A 16774-nucleotide genomic window follows, 5' to 3' on the forward strand; every position below is an offset into this window, starting at 1 on the left:
GAGTGACCTGTTCAACGACCCGCAGCCAATAGCTGAAACGCATGTCTGACTACGAGCTTCCACTTCCCTCGACTATGGTTTTCAGGAAGTGAAGATGAAGACGTAGCGCAGTCATAATGAGGTCCTGTGCCGGTATTCTGCAGGAACCACACGGAACTCTTTTTTCAAATCAGATAACTGGCCCTCGCAGTATATATGGCCGCTAGACGTACCCCGGTACAGGATGGGGTCCGCGGATAGCGACTGGCTGACGCTGGAGGGGAGTTCCTTCTCTGTCCGGTCGTTCTCCAGCGTGTGGGCGGTGGCGCTGGCGACCTACGGCGTCGGCGACGTGGTTACTACCATCGCCATCGTCTATTTCGTCCCGACGTTCACCGAGGCGAATCCCGCGATTCGGTGGGCGATCCAGTCGTTCGGCGGCGGTGGCTTCCTCGGACTCAAACTGCTTGTTATCTACTGTTGTCTCGGCTTGAGCATCTGGGGTGGCGTGCTGGAGGAAGACCCACTGCTCTACTACGGCCCGCCGGTGCTCCTGACAGTGCTTGGCCTCGTCGTGACCGGCTTCAATCTCACGCTCCTGTTTTCTTGAAAACTCCCACAGGCGCACCCCTTCGAAGTAGCGACGCTAGCAAGTGAGATGTCCCAGCGGGACCGGGCTACGCAACCGTCGTGTTGCTGGTGGGTGTCCCGTTCGACTCGTCGGTAGCCGGTGTCGGGGTTTCAGTCAGGAGCGCACTCGGTGGCGGCGAGCCACTGCCGCCGCTTTCGGTCGGCGTAGAGTCGGTTCCGGCCGGTGTCTCTGCCGAGGGTGACTCTGTCGGAGTAGGCGGCGTCTCAACGGCGGGCTGGTTGGGAGCCGGGTCGTTAGTGTCGGTGAGACCGAGAGTTCCGACACCAGCGCCGATGGCGGCGAGTAAAACGAGAAGAACGAGTCCCAGAAGCCGCTTGTTGTAGGTCCCGTCCGCATCTCGGACGATGCCGCTACTCATGTCAGTTTCGCCCCCGGCTGGCTGTGGCATCGCGGTGGAAGTGCAGTACTATCATTTTTTGACACGCTGTTACCCTTTTCGTAGAGAGACCCCTCCACGGTCCCACCAAGCCACCGATATCCCACCCCAGTCGACTCGGCTTACGATATGTCGCCCAGCAGACCGTATAATGGTTTCCATGTTTTCAGCCGTCACAAAAGGTTGGTTCTCCCCGCAGTATTCTGCCAGTGTGGTTGCCCGGACCGACTGCCAGCGGGTATGCTTCACGAGGTTACGGAGCACGCTACGCTGCGGGCTGTCGGCTGTCAGAACGGGACGCTCTCGTCGGACGCTTCGCCTTCATCGTCGGCTTGGAGTTCACCGGTGTGTCGGTACCGTGTCTCGAGTTGCTGGAGTTTGTCGTTGATACTCGTACTCTGGTGGTGATCCGGGCTTACGCGAACGCGGACAAGATCATACTCGTGGCGGTCCGAGAGCCCATTCCAGGCGCGGAACGCGCCGACAGTCAGCGTGTCGCTCTGGGGGCAGAACTCGGTCGTCGGCGTGAACTCCGCTCTGAGAACACTGCCGTCGTCGGGTTCACGGCCGTAGCGGAAGCCCGCGTCCGGGTGCCGATGGTCGAGGTTCAGTCGTGCGAGGTTGTACCCAAAGGTCATGTCGTACACGCCACGCTCGTCGAACAGGTCCATCGTGAGGCGGTGGAAGGCAGCGTGGTCGGCACCGGTCAGTACCGCTGTCTCAGACAGAAACGGGCCGGGGTCGGGGTTGTGTTCGAGAACGAAGGTTCCGTAGCTGTCAAACCCGACGTCTGAGCCGCCGCGGAGGCCGGAGAGAAGGCTCATAGTGGAGTGAACGGGTGGCACACATCAGGGCCTACTCCCGAACGTGTTCGGGGCAACCCCCTCCCCGACTCCCGGCGAACACGCAGGTGATGCCAGCAACCACACTCGACCTGCGTGAGACGCCGCCGCCCGAGCGACACTCGAAGATACACGACTCCTTTGAGGCGCTGTCGTCCGGGGAGACGCTTCGGATCATCAACGACCACGAACCGAAGCCACTGTTCTACGAAATGCAAGCCGAGGTCGAGGCGTTCGACGCGGCGAACTACCAGTGTGAGCAGGACGGTCCAGAAAAGTACGTCGCGGACCTCCCGAAACAATGAGCGAATCTACTGCCGCAAAAACGGAGCGAGCAACGCTCGACGGCGGCGAAAACGGCCGGACGAGGTTGTTTGAGGGGGAGCCGAAGACGGTCCAGTTGACGCTTGGTGCGGGCGAGTCGATTCCGGCGCACAAGCATCCCGGTCGGGACATCGTGTTCGTCCTCCGTTCAGGCGCTGTGGACCTGACGCTCGGTGACGAGACGCTGTCACTCTCTCCCGGTGATGTCGTCCGGTTTGACGGGGATCAGGACATCTCCCCCACCGCAGCGGCGGACAGCGAGGCACTGCTCGTTCTGGCGGCGTCGTCGGAGTAGGCGCATACTGGTCGGCTGTCTCTTCGTTCGAACATCGTATTCTGCGGACGCACTAGTCGCCAGGGGAGTACGACCGCTCGCCTCACTCGAACAGGGAAATCGCCGTTTCGATCCGCTCGTCGTCCGCGTTCTTTGCCGCGTCCTGAAGACTTGCACGGGGGACAGCGAGCAGTCGCTCGACGAGCCGCTCGCTCAGTTGTTCCACCGCCAGCCGCTGGGCAGCCGTCAGGTCACCGTCCTGCTGGAGCTGTGACAGCGTCTGTTCGAGTTGCTCCTGCTGAATCTTCGCACCGCGGCTGTTGATACGAGCGACCGCTTCGTCGACATCGACAGGGGACTCCGTGCTCCGACTCATCTTCGCCAGATGACCGTCACTGTCGTGTCCTCGGTCTCAACACTTTCGAAGTCGTATCCTCTGTCTTCGAGTTTCGGATAGAGGTGCTGTGGGGCACGGTCGTTGAACTGGACGAGAACAGTATCGTCGTCGAGGTCCGCAAGCAACTCCAGCGTCTGCTTGAGCGGCTTCGGCGGCCCCAGCGACTGCACATCGAGGGATTCCGTCGGCGCGTCATCGGGCGCATCGGTTTCCGAAACCAGGGCCGCGGTCTGGGCTGTTGGTTGGTGGTTCGGTGTCATGTGTCTTCGTTTGGTTGTAAGCGGGCCGACCCTTTTCCCGAACATATTCGGCCACACTGCCAGCAGGGACAGAACCGTATCAGACGATAATGAGCGGAATACCTGCTGATGTGGACGCTGACGCCGCACCGCCGATGACGGTTCCGCTGCGTCATTTCGTCGTCGCGCTGGCGTTTCTGGTCGCCGGTGTCACCGTCGGTGTCGTCGAGGGTCGGGCCGGCCACCTCGCGCAGGTCCACCTGCTGCTTGCGGGATGGGTCTGTCTCACCATCATGGGCGCACTGACGCAGTTTGTCCCAGTCTGGTGTGGCATCGAACTTCATTCGCATCGCCTTGCCGCTGTGCAGTTACCACTCGCAGCGGTCGGGTTCGTAGGGCTGGCAGCTGGCTTCCTAACGGGGACTCCCGAGCTATTGCCAGTTGCTGGCGCAATCGCGCTGGTCGGGGTCTGGACCCTCTGTTACAACGTCGGGCGGACGCTACTCACTGCGAAGCCCGACGTCACGGCGATTCACTTCGGCTGGGCACTGGTGTTTTTCGCCCTCGTGACGGCTGCGGGGTTGGTGCTGGCGCTGGACCACGCCGCCGGCGTCCTCCCGCTTTTGGGAATCGGCCGGCAGGGGCTCTTGCTGGCCCACGGAACGCTCGCCGTGTTCGGCGCGGTCCTGACTACTGTCGCGGGCGCGCTGGCCCAGCTCGCCCCGATGTTCACCCAGGCCGACACCGGCCGCATTGACACGGCGGTCCAGCGGGTTGAGACCGCTTGTTATCCGGTCGGCGTCCTTGTCTTGGCTGGCGGTCGCCTGGTCGGCTCGCTCGTTCTGGCCCGGCTCGGTGCAGTACTGGTCGCTGCTGGGCTCGGCGTGGTGGCGGTGCTTCTGGCGCGACAGCTTATCGGTGCGCGAGTCGAGTGGTCACCGATGCTGACCCGCTACAGCGTCGCAGCGTTGTCGCTGTTTCTCTGGGCAGGCCTGACGGCGGTCGCGTGGTGGACCGACCCGCTGGCGTACACCGGGCTGCTCGGTCAGCCGTCGACAGTATTGCTCGTCGGCGGCGTCGGCTTTGTCGTCTTCGGGACGCTGTATCACGTCGTCCCGTTCATCATCTGGGTCCATCGGTACAGCGACCGTCTCGGTTTCGAGGACGTGCCGATGGTCGATGACCTGTACGACCACCGTATCGCGGCGGTCGATGGCGTTGCACTGACTATCGCATACGCCCTTCTCGTGAGTCAGCAGTGGCTTGAGACACCGAACGGCACGGCACTAGCAGTCGGGCTACTCGCGTTTTTCGGGACCGTCCTGTTCGCGGGTAACCTCGTCGCCGTCTTCGTCGAGCATAGCCCACAATCGCTGCCGACACTCCTGACCGGCCGTGAACGCACGCCCGCCGAGGACTCGTGACTCAGGTCGTCGTGGTCGGTTGATCGGTGTACAGCGAGTACGTCAGAATAAAGAATCCAGCAGCGGTGAACAGTTCTTCGACAGTGACGCTCTGTGCCACCGGCAGCCCGACGAGCTGGTGGAGGCTCCCGCCGAGTATTGCGCCCAGCGTGACGAACCCGATGCCGAAACAGAGCGCCCGCATCGCCGGTGCCTGAGTGCGACGGTATGCGCGGTAGGTCAACGTCGTCAGTACCACACCACAGAACAGTGTGACTGTCTTCATTCCGATTAACAGCACTGCGTTCGCTCCGAGCATGCTCCTGATTGACACGTCCGTACAAATATACCGTCCGTAGCGTTTCCAGTCGGTGGGAATCCCACCGTCACGACGCGAAACGGACCAGCGGCCCGTTCCGACGAGATCGAGGCGGAAGAAGCGAATCTGTTACCGGGTGGGCGCTCTCCGTGCTCGCTACCGCACGTACAGCGAGTACAGGATGATGCCCAGACCGATGGCTGTTAGCGAACTCGACGTGAAGACGCTTACCGGAAGCAGTTCTTGGCCGAGATACCTGCCGATGGCGATGTCGAGCACGCCGCCGGCAAACGCACCGAGCGTCACCACGCCGAACCCGTATGTGAGCCACTTGTGCTGGGGGCTTTTCGTCCGGCTGTACGCCTGATACGAGTAGTACGTTATCAGTCCACCAAGAATGAGGATCAGTGTCTTCGAGACGACGATGCCGACCTGTGAACTTGGGATGTGTACCATGGTTATGTCTCCTTTCGCACCTCAGACCAGAGGTTTTCGAGCCGTTGGTCCGGCGTCCGAGCGCGATGTGAGATGTCGACGGTGAGCGACAGTTCCTCGTCGAGGCTGATGACGACCTCCTCGAAGTCAATCGCGTACCGACTGGCGTGTTGACCGTCCGACCTGACTTCCACACCCTCGTACAGCAACGAGGACTCCGTCAGTAGCTCCAGCTTTCGGTAGGTCGTCGATAGCGGTACGCCGCTCCGGTCGGATATCTCGCTCGCCGTCAACGGTTCCTCCAGAACGCTGACAATGGCGCGGCAGTCCTCGTCGTCGAGTGCGTCGAGGACCGCCTGTAACTCCGGCGTCTCCTCGTCAGCGAAGGGGTCCCGGACCATCCTTGCCCGACACTGCCCGCCCAAGACGTTTAATGTAACCGACTTAGAACCGCCTACCGCCCGACAGAGTCGACGTTTCCGTAACACAGCACGCAATATATGGGGAACTTATCTGTAATCGTGCAGTCGTTCCCAATTACTGAGAACGCTTCTGTTGGCCTGAGAACTCGCTTTGGGGGTTTATACTGTGGTGTCTTACCCCCAATTGCTTATGGAAGACCAGATCGGCGCACCCGGATCGGGCATCTCCCGTCGCGACTTCGTGAAAGCCTCCGGCCTCGGCGGCACGGTCGCGCTTGCGGGCTGTACCGCTCCGGGTGAGGTTCCAACTGAAGAGTCAGTCGACACCACCACTACCCCAGCACAATCCGACAGCGACCTCCCGACCACGTCGCCGCCGGAAATCGTCAACGTCGACGAACAGGGTGGCGAAGTGACGCTGTCCTCCGTTCCGGCCAAACACGAAGCCCATCCCGGTGAGTCGATGGGCGGCCCGGTCGAACTGCCGAAGGTGTGGGCGTTCAAAGCTGACGATGGCGAACCGAGCGTCCCGGGGCCGATTCTCCGGACGACGGAGGGCGAGGACATGGAGGTCACCTTCGACAACACGGACGGCATGCGCCCGCACACAGTCCACTTCCACGCCGTCCAGAAGCAGTGGGAAGACGACGGCGTCCCGACGACGACGGGTATTCGTATCGACCCTGGCGAGAAGCACACCTACACCATCCCCGCGAACGTGCCGGGCACGCATCTCTATCACTGCCACTACCAGACCCATCGCCACATCGACATGGGGATGTACGGCATCTTCCGCGTCGATCCGAAGGGGTACGAGCCGGCCGACAAGGAGTACTTCATGACCCTGAAGGAGTGGGACTCCCGGCTGAACCGACAGATGGCAGGCATGGACGCTAGCTACGATGTTCGCAACCGCCGCCCCGACACGTTCACCGTCAACGGTAAGTCGGCGCCCCGGACGCTTCACCCGGAGGACGGCTCGCCGATCATCGTCGAGCAGGGCGATACGGTGCGCATCCACATGTGTAACAACGGGTACATGGACCACCCGATGCACATCCACAACCACCGCTTCCAGGTGACCCACAAGGACGGCGGAAAGATTCCGGAAGCCGCCCGCCACGACCAAGATATCACCAGTATCCCGCCCGCCGGTCGGCACACGATTGAGTTCGAAGCCGACGCCGATCCCGGCATCTACCTCGCGCACTGTCACAAGGTCAGCCACGCGATGAACGGGACCTCGTACCCCGGTGGGATGATCACCGGTGTTGTCTACAAAGAAGCGATGGACACCGACATCTTCAAACAGCTGATGGACTACGCCGGCTACGACGCATAACGCAACGCTCGGCGCATCGACTCGCTTTTCGAGGCACTCTCGGGAGAGAGGTCATAAATTAGCTGATGCTATATCGAATCCGGCTGTCGTCCGGCAGCCGAGTCGCTGGCCACTGGCCGCGACCACAGAATGAGGCACCACGCCGCAGAGAAGAAGCCGATGGCGGATTCAGTCCGGCGATCGCTACCGCGTTACCGGACGATGACGCTGCCTTTCATGCCGAGCGCCTTGTGGGGCGTGCAGTAGTAGTTGTACACGCCGGTCTCCTCGAAGGTGTATTCGAACTTCACGCCTGTCCCGCTTTCCGACGAACCGGAGTTGAAGGTCTCGTCCTCGGCCACGACGTTGTGTGCGGCCCCCTTGCCCGTCCACTCCCACTGCACCGTCGTTCCGGTCGATATCTCGACTGCCGCCGGAGCATAAGCGAAGTTCCCGTTGTTCCCCGATGCCCCGACCTCCACCGTGACGGTGTCCTGTCCGGTCGCGTCGGTCACACTGCCGTCGAAGTTGCTCGTGTCGCTGAGATACGACGACACCGAGGACGGCACGTCCCCACCACCCGACTGTGCGGCGGCCGTCGCTTCCTCCGTCGGGGTCGGGGTGGCCGTCGCCCCGCCGGCGTCCGCTTCGGTCTCGCCGCTCGGCGACTGCTCTGCCGAACTCGATGTCGTCCCGGGCGCAGTACACCCCGCGACGGATGCCCCCGCGACTACTGTGCCGATACTCGCGATGAACCGACGTCTGTCAATGTCTCCTGTATCAGTCATAGTTATCGAATTGCGTTCCGCCCGACGCGTCACGCGACCATACCGGTCACGAGTAAGTGAATATGTTCGGGGGAATAATAGCGGCGTGCGTTCCCAAAACCTGATAACCGGCTGCACTACTGAAACACGCTCGCGTACCTACTCTTCAACAAGGATGCGTACGCGTTCGGTAGTTACAAACTCCTGTATGCATCACGTGTCTACACACGAACCGTGTCGTGACCGACCGGTCTGGCCGTGACACCACACTATCTATGCAAACGAAAACAAGGCTTCTCGTCGGGGGCGTGGTAATCCCGGTGCTGTTCGGAGCGATGGCCGTCACCACGATGGGCGGTGCGGCCGAGTTTACGACACCGACCAAAATAACGAACACCGGCGAATACGACGGCGACAGAGTGAACCTCGAAGGCATCGCCATCGACATCGAGCAGACGAACGAGCGGCTCTCGTTTGCGGTCACCGACGGGAACGCGTCGGTGCCCGTCGTCTACGAGGGGCCGATGCCGGAGACGATGTCCGCCGGACGAACGGTCGTCGCCAAGGGGTACTACAACGGGAGCGCGGTCGAGGCGGAGTCGCTGTCCATCCGCGCACACGAGGGCGAGCACCCGTCGGGTCACAACAACTCCACGCAGTACGGGTCGATGAACGGCACCCACGCGAACGTCACGGGCTACGACAAGGGGGCCTACGGCAACGCGTCGGACGGAACGAACAGCGAACGAGTGGCCGCGCCACGCCGGGAATAACACCGTCTGACCTATGAGTGAGACACCTTCGGTCTTCCAGGGCCGGTCTCGTCGTGCGCTGACGGTCTTCGCCAGCGGCGTCTCGGTTGTGGGGACCTCCTTCGCGCTGTATGGCACCACGCGGGAGTTCGTCATAATCGCGGCCAGCCGAACCGCGCTGGACGTCCTTCCGAGTTCGGTGGTCGCCTCCATCATCTGGAACTTCGGCGACCTGTCGTTCTCGCTTGCCTTCCTCGTGTTCGGCATCGCGCTGGCCGGCGTCACCGGCGCGGTCAGCTACGCCGGCTTCCGGGCGGGCGAGCGCCTCGTCGGCGAAGCCCCGAACGTCGGCGGGATGGCCCTCTCGCTGGCCGTCGTCTGGGCGTTCGTCGCCGCGACCGTCTGGTCACCGCTGGCCGCCGTGGTGCCCGCCGCCGCCGGGACAGTCGGGACCGGGCTGGTGATTGCGCGCTCGACCGACGACGCCGACCAGCTATCGACCCCCGACGACAGGCGGGCGTTCGTCAAGACCCTCGCTGGCCTCGGTGCCTACAACGTCGTCGCACACGCCGTCGGCTTCGTCCAGGGCAGCGGGTCCCGGACGGATGAACTGTCGACGCCGCCGTCCGAGAGCGAGGCGTCCGACCTGGTCCAGCAGCGTCTCGACGCGGCGGCTGACCGTTCGCTCAACGTCGACGGGATGGTGGGGCTGGTTGACACGACGGACTCGTTTTTCACCGTCGACATCAACCCCCGCCCGCCGACCGTCGAGGCAGAGAACTGGGCGCTCTCGGTCACCGGCAACGTCGAAACCGAGCGGGAGTTCACCTACGAGGAACTCCGACAGCGCGAGACAGTACATCGGTTCAAGACGCTACGCTGTCTGGGCGACCCGGTCGACGGCGAGCAGATAGGGACCGCCCTCTGGACGGGGTGTTCGCTGCTGGACCTTCTAGACGAGGCCGGCGCGAACGGGAGCCACGTCGTCCTCCGGGCGACCGACGACTACTACTACTCGGTGCCGATGTCGATGCTCCCGGAGGCGATGCTGGCCTACGGGATGAACGAGCAGCAACTCCCGCGCGAGCACGGCTACCCCGTCCGCGCGCTGATTCCGAACCGGTGGGGGAAGCTCAACGTGAAGTGGCTCGACGAAATCGAGGTCGTCGACCAGTCGGAGAGCGGCTACTGGGAGGAGCGGGGCTGGAACGGCATGGGGACGGTCAACACGGTCGTCAAGTTCGGCGCAAGCAACCGCCCCTCGGACGGACGGGTCCAGCTCGGCGGCCACGCTTACGCCGGGACCGACGGGATACAGGAGGTTCGCGTCTCGCTCGACGGCGGCGAGACGTGGGACACGGCGACGCTGTCGGACCCGCTGCCCGACCCCGACACCTGGCGACAGTGGAAGTACGAGTGGCAGCCCGACAGCACGAGCTACACCGTCGTGGCGAAAGCGGTCGACGGGACCGGAACGGAGCAGACGCGCGTGCGTTCGAGCCCGTTCCCGGACGGCGCGACCGGCTGGAGCCGGCTCGACCTCAGCGTGCAGCTGTGAGACGGGGTTACTGGTCGACGAGGTCCGAGACCTGTTCTTCGAGCGCCGTAATCCGGTTCCGGAGGTAGCCGACGTACATGATGAGCGCTAGGAAGACAGCGCTGTACCCGACGAGGAGGAGGGGTTCCACGTTCACTCACCCCCCTTCCCCATCGCGTGGTCGTCGAGCGACCGGTCGCGGCGTGCGTAGTCGACGCGGCGCTTGAGTTCCCGTAGCTGTACGCGCGAGCCGACGAGATAGAGGTAGACCAGCAGGAGCGCCGCGATAGAGAGCAACAGCGCCGGGACGGTAATCGTCGCCTGCGTGTCCGGGTTCCCCGCCGTCGGCCGGTGGAACGTGGGGGTCCAGAGCCGCGTGGACAGGTACGAGAGCGGCACAGTCACGAACCCGATGATGCCGTATACCGACGTGATGCGTTTGAGTGAGGCGGAGTCCCCGCCGGCGGAGTAGATGAGCAGGTAGCCCGCGTAGATGAACCAGATAATGAGGAACGTGACCAGACGGATGTCGGTCCACTCCCACCAGCTGTTCCAGATGACGCGCCCCCACACGCTCCCGGTCACCAGCGTCAGCGTGACCATGAGGAACCCGACCTCGCCCGACGAGTGGGCGAGGAACTCCCAGAACGGCGTCTCGGTCGCCAGATAGAGGGCACAGCCGAGAAACGTCACGGTGAGCGCGACCGCCGCGGCCGTCGCCAGACCGATGTGCCAGTACGCGATGAGGTTAATCTTGTGGCTCACGCCGTACATCGAATCCGACGCCATACCGAAGACGCTTCCCAGCGACGCGACTCCGGCTAGAAGGGTCAAGTACTTGATAACGTTGGACCGCAACAGCGCGCGGAGGGACGGAATACCGCGGGTTTCGAGCCGTGCCAATACGCTCATACGCTCAGTTCTTCAGGCCAACTTAAAAACTGTTGTGCGGATTCCCACGGACTCGTAGGCCGATAATCGATAGACTGCGACCGGCTGTGTCGACGGACTCCCTGTATATTTACCGCTCCGTTTTAATAAGGAGCCGGAACATGTGCGAATATGTCGCGACAGCCGTTGGCTCGCGCCGTCTTCGTCGTTGGCATGTCGCTGCTGTTGATCGGCGGACCGATCGTAAGCACCGTTGGTGCTGTGGATGGGGGGCCGTCGGGCGAGGCAGTGGGCGACACGCTTGACGAGACAGCGCAACAAACCGCACAGACGAGTAATCAGAGTAGCAACGAGACGTCCGATTTACCCGTCGAGCCGCCGACCAGTCAGCCGCTGCCGTCCTACGAGGAGGTCCGGCAGCCAAACGACACGGAGGCGAAAATCGAGCTCGGCAAGAAACTGTTCTTCGACCCCCGCCTGTCCGACACGGGGTCTATCTCCTGTAACACCTGCCACAACGTGATGGAAGGTGGTGACGGCAGCCGGACCGTCGGCCGCGGCGTCCACGGCCAGACCGGGCCGCGGAACTCGCCGACGGTGTGGAACGCCGTGTTCATGAGTACCCAGTTCTGGGACGGCCGTGCCGACACGCTCGAACAACAGGCGAAAGGGCCCATCACCGCGGGCGTCGAGATGGGGATGCCGACCTCGGAAGCGGCGATGGAGAAGATACGTAGCAACGAGGGCTACGTCGAGATGTACGAGGAGGTCTACGGCGGCGAGAACCCGGTCACGCTCAACAACACCGTCGACGCGATCGCAGCCTACGAGCGGACGCTCATCACCCCGAACAGCTCGTACGACCGGTACGTCAGAGGGGACGAGGACGCCCTGACCGAACGACAACTCAACGGGATGGAGACGTTCAAGGAACTGGGCTGTCAGGGCTGTCACTCCGGTCCCGCGTTCAACGGCCCGCAGTGGCAGATGGAGAACGGGAACGGGTACTACCAGAAACTGGGCGTCTACCAGGGGTCGAACCCGCAGTGTGACCAGTACATCGACCGGTACAACCTGTACGCCGACTCCGGGCGTGCCGGCGTGACCGGTGATAGCAGTGACGAACACAAATTCAAGGTTCCGACGCTCCGGAACGTTGAACATACAGCGCCGTACTTCCATAACGGTCAGGTTCGGACGCTGGAGAACGCGACGAAAGTGATGGCTTCCTGTCAGGTGGGACAGAACATTTCCGACCAGCAGGCCGAAAACGTCACCGCGTTCATGACCAGTCTCACCGGGCAGTACCCCGAACAGCAGATGCCGCGCATCCCGTCCCGGAGCGGCGGCGAGCCGATGCTCCCTGAAGACGCAGGTGACGCATCTGCTCCGGAGACCGACGCCGCCGCCTCTGTCGGGACGCCTGCAGAGACGGCTGCGTCACAGCAGACGGCTGCCCCACAGCAAGCCGGGGTCAGCGGTGGCGGTGACGGAGGCTCCCCGACTAGTACTGCTGCGTTCATGATGGCCGCTGCGCTGATCATCGCGCTAATCGCTGTAGCCTACGCACAGCGCAAGTAAGCGGAATCGACAGCCTTTCTGGCACTACATCTTTTATTCCAGTCAGCAAATGAATGCTCGTAAAACGCTCACCGTCGCGTTCTTTCTAGTGGTCCTTGGGGTGGGCCACTACTCAATGAACGCCGCACCGGTGGTCCGTGACGACGCGCACACGTATCAGGGAGGTCTAGAGTGGGAAACTGAGCCCAGCACTGCGTTCGACGCGGCCCAGTCACAGGACAAGCCGGTTCTGGTCTACTACTGGGCGACGTGGTGCACGTACTGCGAGCGGTATGACAAGAACCACTATCGAAACGAAACCGTTCGCGCTGTGCTAGATGAGTACGTCTTGCTCGCGGTAAACATCGATGAACCTGGGAACGGGACGGGGCTGGTTCGCCAGCATCAGGCGACGTATCCACCACAGCATCGGATCATGACACCCGAAGGCGAAACTGTCGAGAGCGTTGAGGGGTATATCGGGCGGGACGAACTACTCGCAATACTTGAAGAGAGGTCCGAGGAGGCAACATGACAGCGGTCGTGTTCGGTCTTGCCGTTGGTACCTGGCTGCTGGCAATCGGCCTGTTCGGGAGCGTACTCGCCACAGTATTGCTCGGCTACGAGTACGCGACCGGCGACCAGTCGTTCCTTCGGGTCAGCAAAGGCGCTGCAGGAGTTGCGACGGGGTCATTCGTCATTGCACTGCTGTACCTGACCTTGCAGTTTCTCAGTGGGGATTACACCAACGCGTATGTCTGGGACAACACTGCAAACTATCTCCCGACGCTGTACAAAGTCACGGGCGTCTACGCGTCCAACGCGGGGTCGGTGCTCCTGTGGGCGATGCTTACGGCCGTTGTCGTCACAGCGACTCTGCTTCTGGATCGGTATAGTGCGCGTGGCGCGCGTCTCCCCCAATCCCTCGGAATGGGGGTTGTCACCGTCTTCGCCTGGATGCTCGTCACTGACAGTCCGTTTACCCCCCTGTCGACAAGGTATCCCGCCGTCGCAGCGAACGGGATTCCACGGGATGGCAGCGGTCTGAATCCGTTGCTGGTTGACCCGTTCATGGCGATCCACCCGCCGATCACGTTCTCGGCGTACGCACTGTTAGTGGTGCCCTTCACTGTTGGCGTGACACACTTCGTTGCCAGGCTCCGGGGGACCGAGAGCGTGCTCGACGACTGGCTGGACGGCATGACACGTTGGCTCCGGGCGTCGTGGCTTCTGTTGACCGCCGCAATAACGCTCGGCGGGCTCTGGGCGTACCGGGTGCTCGGCTGGGGTGGTTTCTGGTCGTGGGATCCGGTCGAAACGTCCGTGCTCATTCCGTGGCTCGGCCTGACTGCCGTGTTACACACGCTTAATCAGTACCGACGCTCGGGCCGGTACGCGGTGCTCGCGCCCGCTGCCACGGCCGCGTTGTTCCCGCTGGTTATCTACGCGACGACTGTGGTCCGGAGCGGCGTCTTCCGGAGCGTCCACTCGTTCGCCGGTGGGGGCATCGGAAGCGGCGTCTTGTTCCTTCTCGGAGGGACGAGCACCTTGGCAGTCGGCCCCGCGTTCGTCCACTGGTTCAGGACTGAACAGGGAGACACAGATGAGGCGGGGCTGCTCGACCGGGCGACGATTTACCACGCTGCTGTGCTCGGGTTCATCATGCTTGCGTTCGTCTCGCTCTGGGGCCTCACGTTTCCCGTGGTGCGCAGCCTCGCTTCGGGCGTCGAGGTCAGTGTTGACGCGCGATACTACAACCTCTGGAGCTTCCCGGTCGTCGTCGCGATGTTGCTCGCCGGCGGCATGTACGCCCAGCGCGAGCGGTACGGCGAGCGGGTGACGGTCGGGACGGCCGCGGCGGTGCTCGTCGCCGCCCTCGCCGTCGGCGTCGCCTTGGCCCGACCCGAGTGGCAACTGGCCTCGACGGAGCCGTTCGACCCGCTGTACTACCGCGCAATCGGGAGCCTCAGCGTGGTTACCGTGCTGCCGCCAGCGATTTACTTCGCAGGCGCATGGGTCGTCCGCTACACGGGACGCCTCCGTCGGCTAACCGGACGGCGCGCGAAGCTGAACGAGACTGGCATTGCGCTCATCCACGTCGGCGCGGCGCTACTCGTCGTCTCTGTCTCGTTCGTCTACGTCTTCTCGACGACGGCGTCCGTCGGTATCGCCGGCGCGACCGAACTGGACGATACCGGGGAGCGAATCGTCCGCGACGTCGAGGGGTCGCCGTACACGGTCGAGGTAACCAATTACTCGCCGGAGCACACGCCGACGATAACCGACGCAGCGATGACGCCGGCCGAGATTGGCTCGGTCTCCCCCTCGACGTCAGTATTGCTCGTGAAAGGGGAGGTGACAGCGGTCCAGCGCTTCGAGAACACCACCATCGCACAGCTCAACGACTCGCGCGTGTGGGTCGGTGCCGACAGTGGGGCGGTGCAGTTCGAAGAGGGATCGGTAATCGTCGCCCGTGGGTCCCTCTCTGATCCCCGCTCAGAGAATATCGACGCGCTCGTCTACACTACCGGCGAGAACGTCGGACCCATATCGGCCCCACCGACGGACGCGTACACGCCACGGGTCGTTGACCATCAGTACGATGTCCAGCTGTATCGGGGCGATACGCTGGTCGCCGACGGCACCGTCGCCGAGCAGTCTTATCGCGGGCGCGACATGCAGACCAACGACCCGCTCATCGAGCGCGGGCTTGCTGGCGACACGTACGTCGTCGGGACCCGCACTGCCGGCGGACTCTCGATTGAAATCAGCCGCTACCCGCTGGCCAACCAGATATGGTTCGGCGTCGCGGTGATGCTCGTCGGGATGGCGCTGGTCTTCCTGTTCGACCCGGCCTCGGGTGCCGTCGGTGCCCGCGAGTGACGGGGTCAGGCTTCGATGACGAACTCGAAGCTCACCCACCCGGTGACGAGCACGGCCCCGTCGTAGACGAGGAGGATTCGGAACCACTCCGACAGCCAGAACGGCCCCCTGGAGAGGCTCGTGAGTTCGATTCCAGCGAGGATGACCGGCACGACAAGCGGGACGAGTAACACCGGGAGCAGCGACTCGTTGACCTGTGAGTTCAGCGTCAGCGCGGTCAGTAACACGCCGGCGGCGCTGAATCCGACTGCCGCGAGCGGGAACACGAGCGCCAACTGGACGAGCAGGGCGGGCTCGAACGGCGTCCCCAGAAACACCGTCACCGCGACGAGGGTCACCCACCCGATAGCCGTCACGAACACCGCCGAGCTACAGACCTTCCCGAGGTAGATCGCGGACCGGTCGACGGGGGCGAGCATCAGCCCCTCGATTGCGGCGTTGTCGTCCTCGACGGCGATGCCCCGGGAGAGCGCGAGCGTCGTGGCGAACACGAGCGCTATCCAGAGCCCACCGCGGGCGATGACCGCCGGCTCGTCGACCCGGCGGACGAACACGAACGAGAAGATGACGACTATCAGCAGCGCCAGCACCGCCGCGCCGTTGGCCCGCCGCTTCCCGCGGGCTTCGAGCAACAGGTCCTTCGCCGCGATAGCCCGAACTGCGCGCAGATACCGTCGAATCATGGTTGTCGAGGTGTGTCCACGTACTGTTGTCTGATCGCGTCCGGCCCGGGACAGTCGGCCGTGTCAATATCACGGACGAGCTGTCCTCCCTTGAGTGTGAGCACCCGGTCGGCGTGAGTGAACCCGTGGTCGACATCGTGTGTCGCGAAGACGATTGTCGTCTCCTCCAGATTGCGTAGCTGGTCCGTCACTCGTAGGAGAGACTCTTGATCAAGTCCAGTGAACGGCTCGTCTAGCAACAACAGCAAAGGGTCATGCAGCGTCGCCCGCGCGAGTGCGAGCCGCTTTGCCATCCCGTGGGAGAACTCGCTTACGGGGTCGCTGGCTCTGTCCGCGAGCCCGACGGCGTCGAGCTGGGTCTCACACCGGCTCCGGTCCACCCCGTGGAGCCTGGCGTGCAGGCGGAGGTTCTCCCGGGCGGTCAGTTGCTCGTAGTGGTACGTCTCGTGTGCCACGAAGCCGATTTCCCCACGCTGTGTCGGTCGGTCGCGGGAGAACTCGGCTCCCTCAAGCGAAATCGTCCCCTCGCTCGGTCGCGTCAGCGTCGCCAGGAGCCTGAGTAGCGTGGTCTTGCCCGACCCGTTGTGACCGAACAACAGCACCGACTCGCCGCGACCCACCTCGATATCGATCCCCTCAACACCGACCTTCGGCCCGAAATACTTCGAGACTGTAGACAGCGAGAGGACGGCCATCACCGGAGGGACGGACAGCAGAT

22 protein-coding genes are annotated in these 16774 nt (G+C 63.1%); 10 read left to right on the forward strand and 12 right to left on the reverse strand.

Annotated features, from left to right (window positions below):
* The first annotated feature begins 223 nt into the window (after nucleotides 1-223).
* Nucleotides 224-589: a hypothetical protein gene (locus D3D01_RS17155; RefSeq protein ID WP_101350430.1), complete on the forward strand. Its 366-nt coding sequence runs from the start codon at nucleotides 224-226 to the stop codon at nucleotides 587-589.
* Nucleotides 590-656: 67 nt separating this feature from the next.
* On the opposite strand, the gene D3D01_RS17160 is transcribed toward D3D01_RS17155, so the two are convergent.
* Complete coding sequence (locus tag D3D01_RS17160; protein WP_101351457.1) at nucleotides 657-989, reverse strand: hypothetical protein; 333 nt, start codon at nucleotides 987-989, stop codon at nucleotides 657-659.
* Nucleotides 990-1294: 305 nt separating this feature from the next.
* A complete protein-coding gene (locus D3D01_RS17165) occupies nucleotides 1295-1831 on the reverse strand; it encodes a hypothetical protein (protein WP_121513090.1) in 537 nt (178 codons plus the stop codon).
* 89 nt (nucleotides 1832-1920) lie between these two features.
* Between D3D01_RS17165 and D3D01_RS17170 the strand changes: the two genes are divergently transcribed.
* Complete coding sequence (locus D3D01_RS17170; protein ID WP_101350428.1) at nucleotides 1921-2154, forward strand: DUF2249 domain-containing protein; 234 nt, start codon at nucleotides 1921-1923, stop codon at nucleotides 2152-2154.
* Entirely contained in the window at nucleotides 2151-2468 is a 318-nt protein-coding gene (locus D3D01_RS17175) for a cupin domain-containing protein (RefSeq protein ID WP_121513091.1), read from the forward strand. The genes D3D01_RS17170 and D3D01_RS17175 overlap by 4 nt, the downstream gene beginning before the upstream one ends.
* An 82-nt stretch (nucleotides 2469-2550) precedes the next feature.
* Here D3D01_RS17175 and D3D01_RS17180 read toward each other — a convergent pair whose 3' ends face one another.
* The gene (locus D3D01_RS17180; RefSeq protein WP_121513092.1) at nucleotides 2551-2823 is read right to left on the reverse strand and encodes a glutamyl-tRNA reductase; all 273 of its coding nucleotides are present in this window, start codon (nucleotides 2821-2823) and stop codon (nucleotides 2551-2553) included.
* Entirely contained in the window at nucleotides 2820-3104 is a 285-nt protein-coding gene (locus D3D01_RS17185) for a DUF2249 domain-containing protein (RefSeq protein WP_233560769.1), read from the reverse strand. Before D3D01_RS17185 ends, D3D01_RS17180 begins: the two co-directional genes overlap by 4 nt.
* A gap of 89 nt (nucleotides 3105-3193) precedes the next feature.
* On the opposite strand from D3D01_RS17185, the gene D3D01_RS17190 reads away from it, so the two are divergent.
* Nucleotides 3194-4507 (forward strand): hypothetical protein, encoded by a 1314-nt coding sequence (locus D3D01_RS17190; protein ID WP_121513094.1) that lies wholly within the window; start codon nucleotides 3194-3196, stop codon nucleotides 4505-4507.
* Nucleotide 4508: 1 nt separating this feature from the next.
* Here the strand turns inward: D3D01_RS17190 and D3D01_RS17195 are convergent, their stop codons facing one another.
* From D3D01_RS17195 to D3D01_RS17205, 3 genes are all read right to left on the reverse strand, one after another.
* Nucleotides 4509-4805: a hypothetical protein gene (locus D3D01_RS17195; protein WP_101350423.1), complete on the reverse strand. Its 297-nt coding sequence runs from the start codon at nucleotides 4803-4805 to the stop codon at nucleotides 4509-4511.
* 156 nt (nucleotides 4806-4961) lie between these two features.
* The gene (locus D3D01_RS17200) at nucleotides 4962-5261 is read right to left on the reverse strand and encodes a hypothetical protein (RefSeq protein ID WP_053969073.1); all 300 of its coding nucleotides are present in this window, start codon (nucleotides 5259-5261) and stop codon (nucleotides 4962-4964) included.
* 2 nt (nucleotides 5262-5263) lie between these two features.
* A complete protein-coding gene (locus D3D01_RS17205) occupies nucleotides 5264-5641 on the reverse strand; it encodes a helix-turn-helix domain-containing protein (RefSeq protein WP_004516178.1) in 378 nt (125 codons plus the stop codon).
* A 211-nt stretch (nucleotides 5642-5852) separates the two neighbouring features.
* Between D3D01_RS17205 and D3D01_RS17210 the strand changes: the two genes are divergently transcribed.
* Nucleotides 5853-7004 carry a multicopper oxidase domain-containing protein gene (locus D3D01_RS17210; RefSeq protein ID WP_121513095.1) on the forward strand — a complete coding sequence of 384 codons (1152 nt, stop codon included), beginning with the start codon at nucleotides 5853-5855 and terminating at the stop codon, nucleotides 7002-7004.
* Nucleotides 7005-7195: 191 nt separating this feature from the next.
* Here D3D01_RS17210 and D3D01_RS17215 read toward each other — a convergent pair whose 3' ends face one another.
* Complete coding sequence (locus D3D01_RS17215) at nucleotides 7196-7771, reverse strand: halocyanin domain-containing protein (RefSeq protein ID WP_121513096.1); 576 nt, start codon at nucleotides 7769-7771, stop codon at nucleotides 7196-7198.
* Nucleotides 7772-8025: 254 nt separating this feature from the next.
* Between D3D01_RS17215 and D3D01_RS17220 the strand changes: the two genes are divergently transcribed.
* Together D3D01_RS17220 and D3D01_RS17225 are read left to right on the forward strand one after the other, a co-directional pair.
* Complete coding sequence (locus D3D01_RS17220) at nucleotides 8026-8523, forward strand: cytochrome c maturation protein CcmE (protein ID WP_101350420.1); 498 nt, start codon at nucleotides 8026-8028, stop codon at nucleotides 8521-8523.
* A gap of 13 nt (nucleotides 8524-8536) precedes the next feature.
* Nucleotides 8537-10060 carry a sulfite oxidase gene (locus D3D01_RS17225; protein WP_121513097.1) on the forward strand — a complete coding sequence of 508 codons (1524 nt, stop codon included), beginning with the start codon at nucleotides 8537-8539 and terminating at the stop codon, nucleotides 10058-10060.
* A 7-nt stretch (nucleotides 10061-10067) separates the two neighbouring features.
* Here D3D01_RS17225 and D3D01_RS24185 read toward each other — a convergent pair whose 3' ends face one another.
* Together D3D01_RS24185 and ccsA (D3D01_RS17230) are read right to left on the reverse strand one after the other, a co-directional pair.
* Entirely contained in the window at nucleotides 10068-10190 is a 123-nt protein-coding gene (locus D3D01_RS24185) for a CcmD family protein (protein ID WP_198560181.1), read from the reverse strand.
* 2 nt (nucleotides 10191-10192) lie between these two features.
* Nucleotides 10193-10951, reverse strand: coding sequence for a cytochrome c biogenesis protein CcsA (ccsA, locus tag D3D01_RS17230; RefSeq protein WP_101350418.1), 759 nt, complete (start codon nucleotides 10949-10951; stop codon nucleotides 10193-10195).
* 150 nt (nucleotides 10952-11101) lie between these two features.
* Between ccsA (D3D01_RS17230) and D3D01_RS17235 the strand changes: the two genes are divergently transcribed.
* From D3D01_RS17235 to ccsA (D3D01_RS17245), 3 genes are read left to right on the forward strand one after another with little or no spacing between them, the layout of a single operon-like run.
* Nucleotides 11102-12511, forward strand: a complete 1410-nt coding sequence (locus D3D01_RS17235) for a cytochrome-c peroxidase (protein WP_121513098.1) — start codon at nucleotides 11102-11104, stop codon at nucleotides 12509-12511.
* Nucleotides 12512-12560: 49 nt separating this feature from the next.
* A complete protein-coding gene (locus D3D01_RS17240; RefSeq protein ID WP_101350416.1) occupies nucleotides 12561-13025 on the forward strand; it encodes a thioredoxin family protein in 465 nt (154 codons plus the stop codon).
* Nucleotides 13022-15373 carry a cytochrome c biogenesis protein CcsA gene (gene ccsA, locus D3D01_RS17245; RefSeq protein WP_121513099.1) on the forward strand — a complete coding sequence of 784 codons (2352 nt, stop codon included), beginning with the start codon at nucleotides 13022-13024 and terminating at the stop codon, nucleotides 15371-15373. The genes D3D01_RS17240 and ccsA (D3D01_RS17245) overlap by 4 nt, the downstream gene beginning before the upstream one ends.
* A gap of 5 nt (nucleotides 15374-15378) precedes the next feature.
* On the opposite strand, the gene D3D01_RS17250 is transcribed toward ccsA (D3D01_RS17245), so the two are convergent.
* Together D3D01_RS17250 and ccmA are read right to left on the reverse strand one after the other, a co-directional pair.
* Nucleotides 15379-16056, reverse strand: a complete 678-nt coding sequence (locus D3D01_RS17250; protein ID WP_101350414.1) for a heme exporter protein CcmB — start codon at nucleotides 16054-16056, stop codon at nucleotides 15379-15381.
* The gene (ccmA, locus tag D3D01_RS17255; protein WP_121513100.1) at nucleotides 16053-16751 is read right to left on the reverse strand and encodes a heme ABC exporter ATP-binding protein CcmA; all 699 of its coding nucleotides are present in this window, start codon (nucleotides 16749-16751) and stop codon (nucleotides 16053-16055) included. Before ccmA ends, D3D01_RS17250 begins: the two co-directional genes overlap by 4 nt.
* Nucleotides 16752-16774: the final 23 nt, after the last annotated feature.

This window comes from Haloarcula sp. Atlit-7R (genome assembly GCF_003666065.1).
Lineage (GTDB): Archaea > Halobacteriota > Halobacteria > Halobacteriales > Haloarculaceae > Haloarcula > Haloarcula taiwanensis.

What these genes read in the sequence shown, in the direction of transcription:
- D3D01_RS17155 (WP_101350430.1), top strand. Translation starts at nt 224, where the DNA reads ATGGGGTCCGCGGATAGCGACTGGCTGACGCTGGAGGGGAGTTCCTTC.
- D3D01_RS17160 (WP_101351457.1), bottom strand. Translation starts at nt 989, where the DNA reads ATGAGTAGCGGCATCGTCCGAGATGCGGACGGGACCTACAACAAGCGG.
- D3D01_RS17165 (WP_121513090.1), bottom strand. Translation starts at nt 1,831, where the DNA reads ATGAGCCTTCTCTCCGGCCTCCGCGGCGGCTCAGACGTCGGGTTTGAC.
- D3D01_RS17170 (WP_101350428.1), top strand. Translation starts at nt 1,921, where the DNA reads ATGCCAGCAACCACACTCGACCTGCGTGAGACGCCGCCGCCCGAGCGA.
- D3D01_RS17175 (WP_121513091.1), top strand. Translation starts at nt 2,151, where the DNA reads ATGAGCGAATCTACTGCCGCAAAAACGGAGCGAGCAACGCTCGACGGC.
- D3D01_RS17180 (WP_121513092.1), bottom strand. Translation starts at nt 2,823, where the DNA reads ATGAGTCGGAGCACGGAGTCCCCTGTCGATGTCGACGAAGCGGTCGCT.
- D3D01_RS17185 (WP_233560769.1), bottom strand. Translation starts at nt 3,104, where the DNA reads ATGACACCGAACCACCAACCAACAGCCCAGACCGCGGCCCTGGTTTCG.
- D3D01_RS17190 (WP_121513094.1), top strand. Translation starts at nt 3,194, where the DNA reads ATGAGCGGAATACCTGCTGATGTGGACGCTGACGCCGCACCGCCGATG.
- D3D01_RS17195 (WP_101350423.1), bottom strand. Translation starts at nt 4,805, where the DNA reads ATGCTCGGAGCGAACGCAGTGCTGTTAATCGGAATGAAGACAGTCACA.
- D3D01_RS17200 (WP_053969073.1), bottom strand. Translation starts at nt 5,261, where the DNA reads ATGGTACACATCCCAAGTTCACAGGTCGGCATCGTCGTCTCGAAGACA.
- D3D01_RS17205 (WP_004516178.1), bottom strand. Translation starts at nt 5,641, where the DNA reads ATGGTCCGGGACCCCTTCGCTGACGAGGAGACGCCGGAGTTACAGGCG.
- D3D01_RS17210 (WP_121513095.1), top strand. Translation starts at nt 5,853, where the DNA reads ATGGAAGACCAGATCGGCGCACCCGGATCGGGCATCTCCCGTCGCGAC.
- D3D01_RS17215 (WP_121513096.1), bottom strand. Translation starts at nt 7,771, where the DNA reads ATGACTGATACAGGAGACATTGACAGACGTCGGTTCATCGCGAGTATC.
- D3D01_RS17220 (WP_101350420.1), top strand. Translation starts at nt 8,026, where the DNA reads ATGCAAACGAAAACAAGGCTTCTCGTCGGGGGCGTGGTAATCCCGGTG.
- D3D01_RS17225 (WP_121513097.1), top strand. Translation starts at nt 8,537, where the DNA reads ATGAGTGAGACACCTTCGGTCTTCCAGGGCCGGTCTCGTCGTGCGCTG.
- ccsA (WP_101350418.1), bottom strand. Translation starts at nt 10,951, where the DNA reads ATGAGCGTATTGGCACGGCTCGAAACCCGCGGTATTCCGTCCCTCCGC.
- D3D01_RS17235 (WP_121513098.1), top strand. Translation starts at nt 11,102, where the DNA reads ATGTCGCGACAGCCGTTGGCTCGCGCCGTCTTCGTCGTTGGCATGTCG.
- D3D01_RS17240 (WP_101350416.1), top strand. Translation starts at nt 12,561, where the DNA reads ATGAATGCTCGTAAAACGCTCACCGTCGCGTTCTTTCTAGTGGTCCTT.
- ccsA (WP_121513099.1), top strand. Translation starts at nt 13,022, where the DNA reads ATGACAGCGGTCGTGTTCGGTCTTGCCGTTGGTACCTGGCTGCTGGCA.
- D3D01_RS17250 (WP_101350414.1), bottom strand. Translation starts at nt 16,056, where the DNA reads ATGATTCGACGGTATCTGCGCGCAGTTCGGGCTATCGCGGCGAAGGAC.
- ccmA (WP_121513100.1), bottom strand. Translation starts at nt 16,751, where the DNA reads ATGGCCGTCCTCTCGCTGTCTACAGTCTCGAAGTATTTCGGGCCGAAG.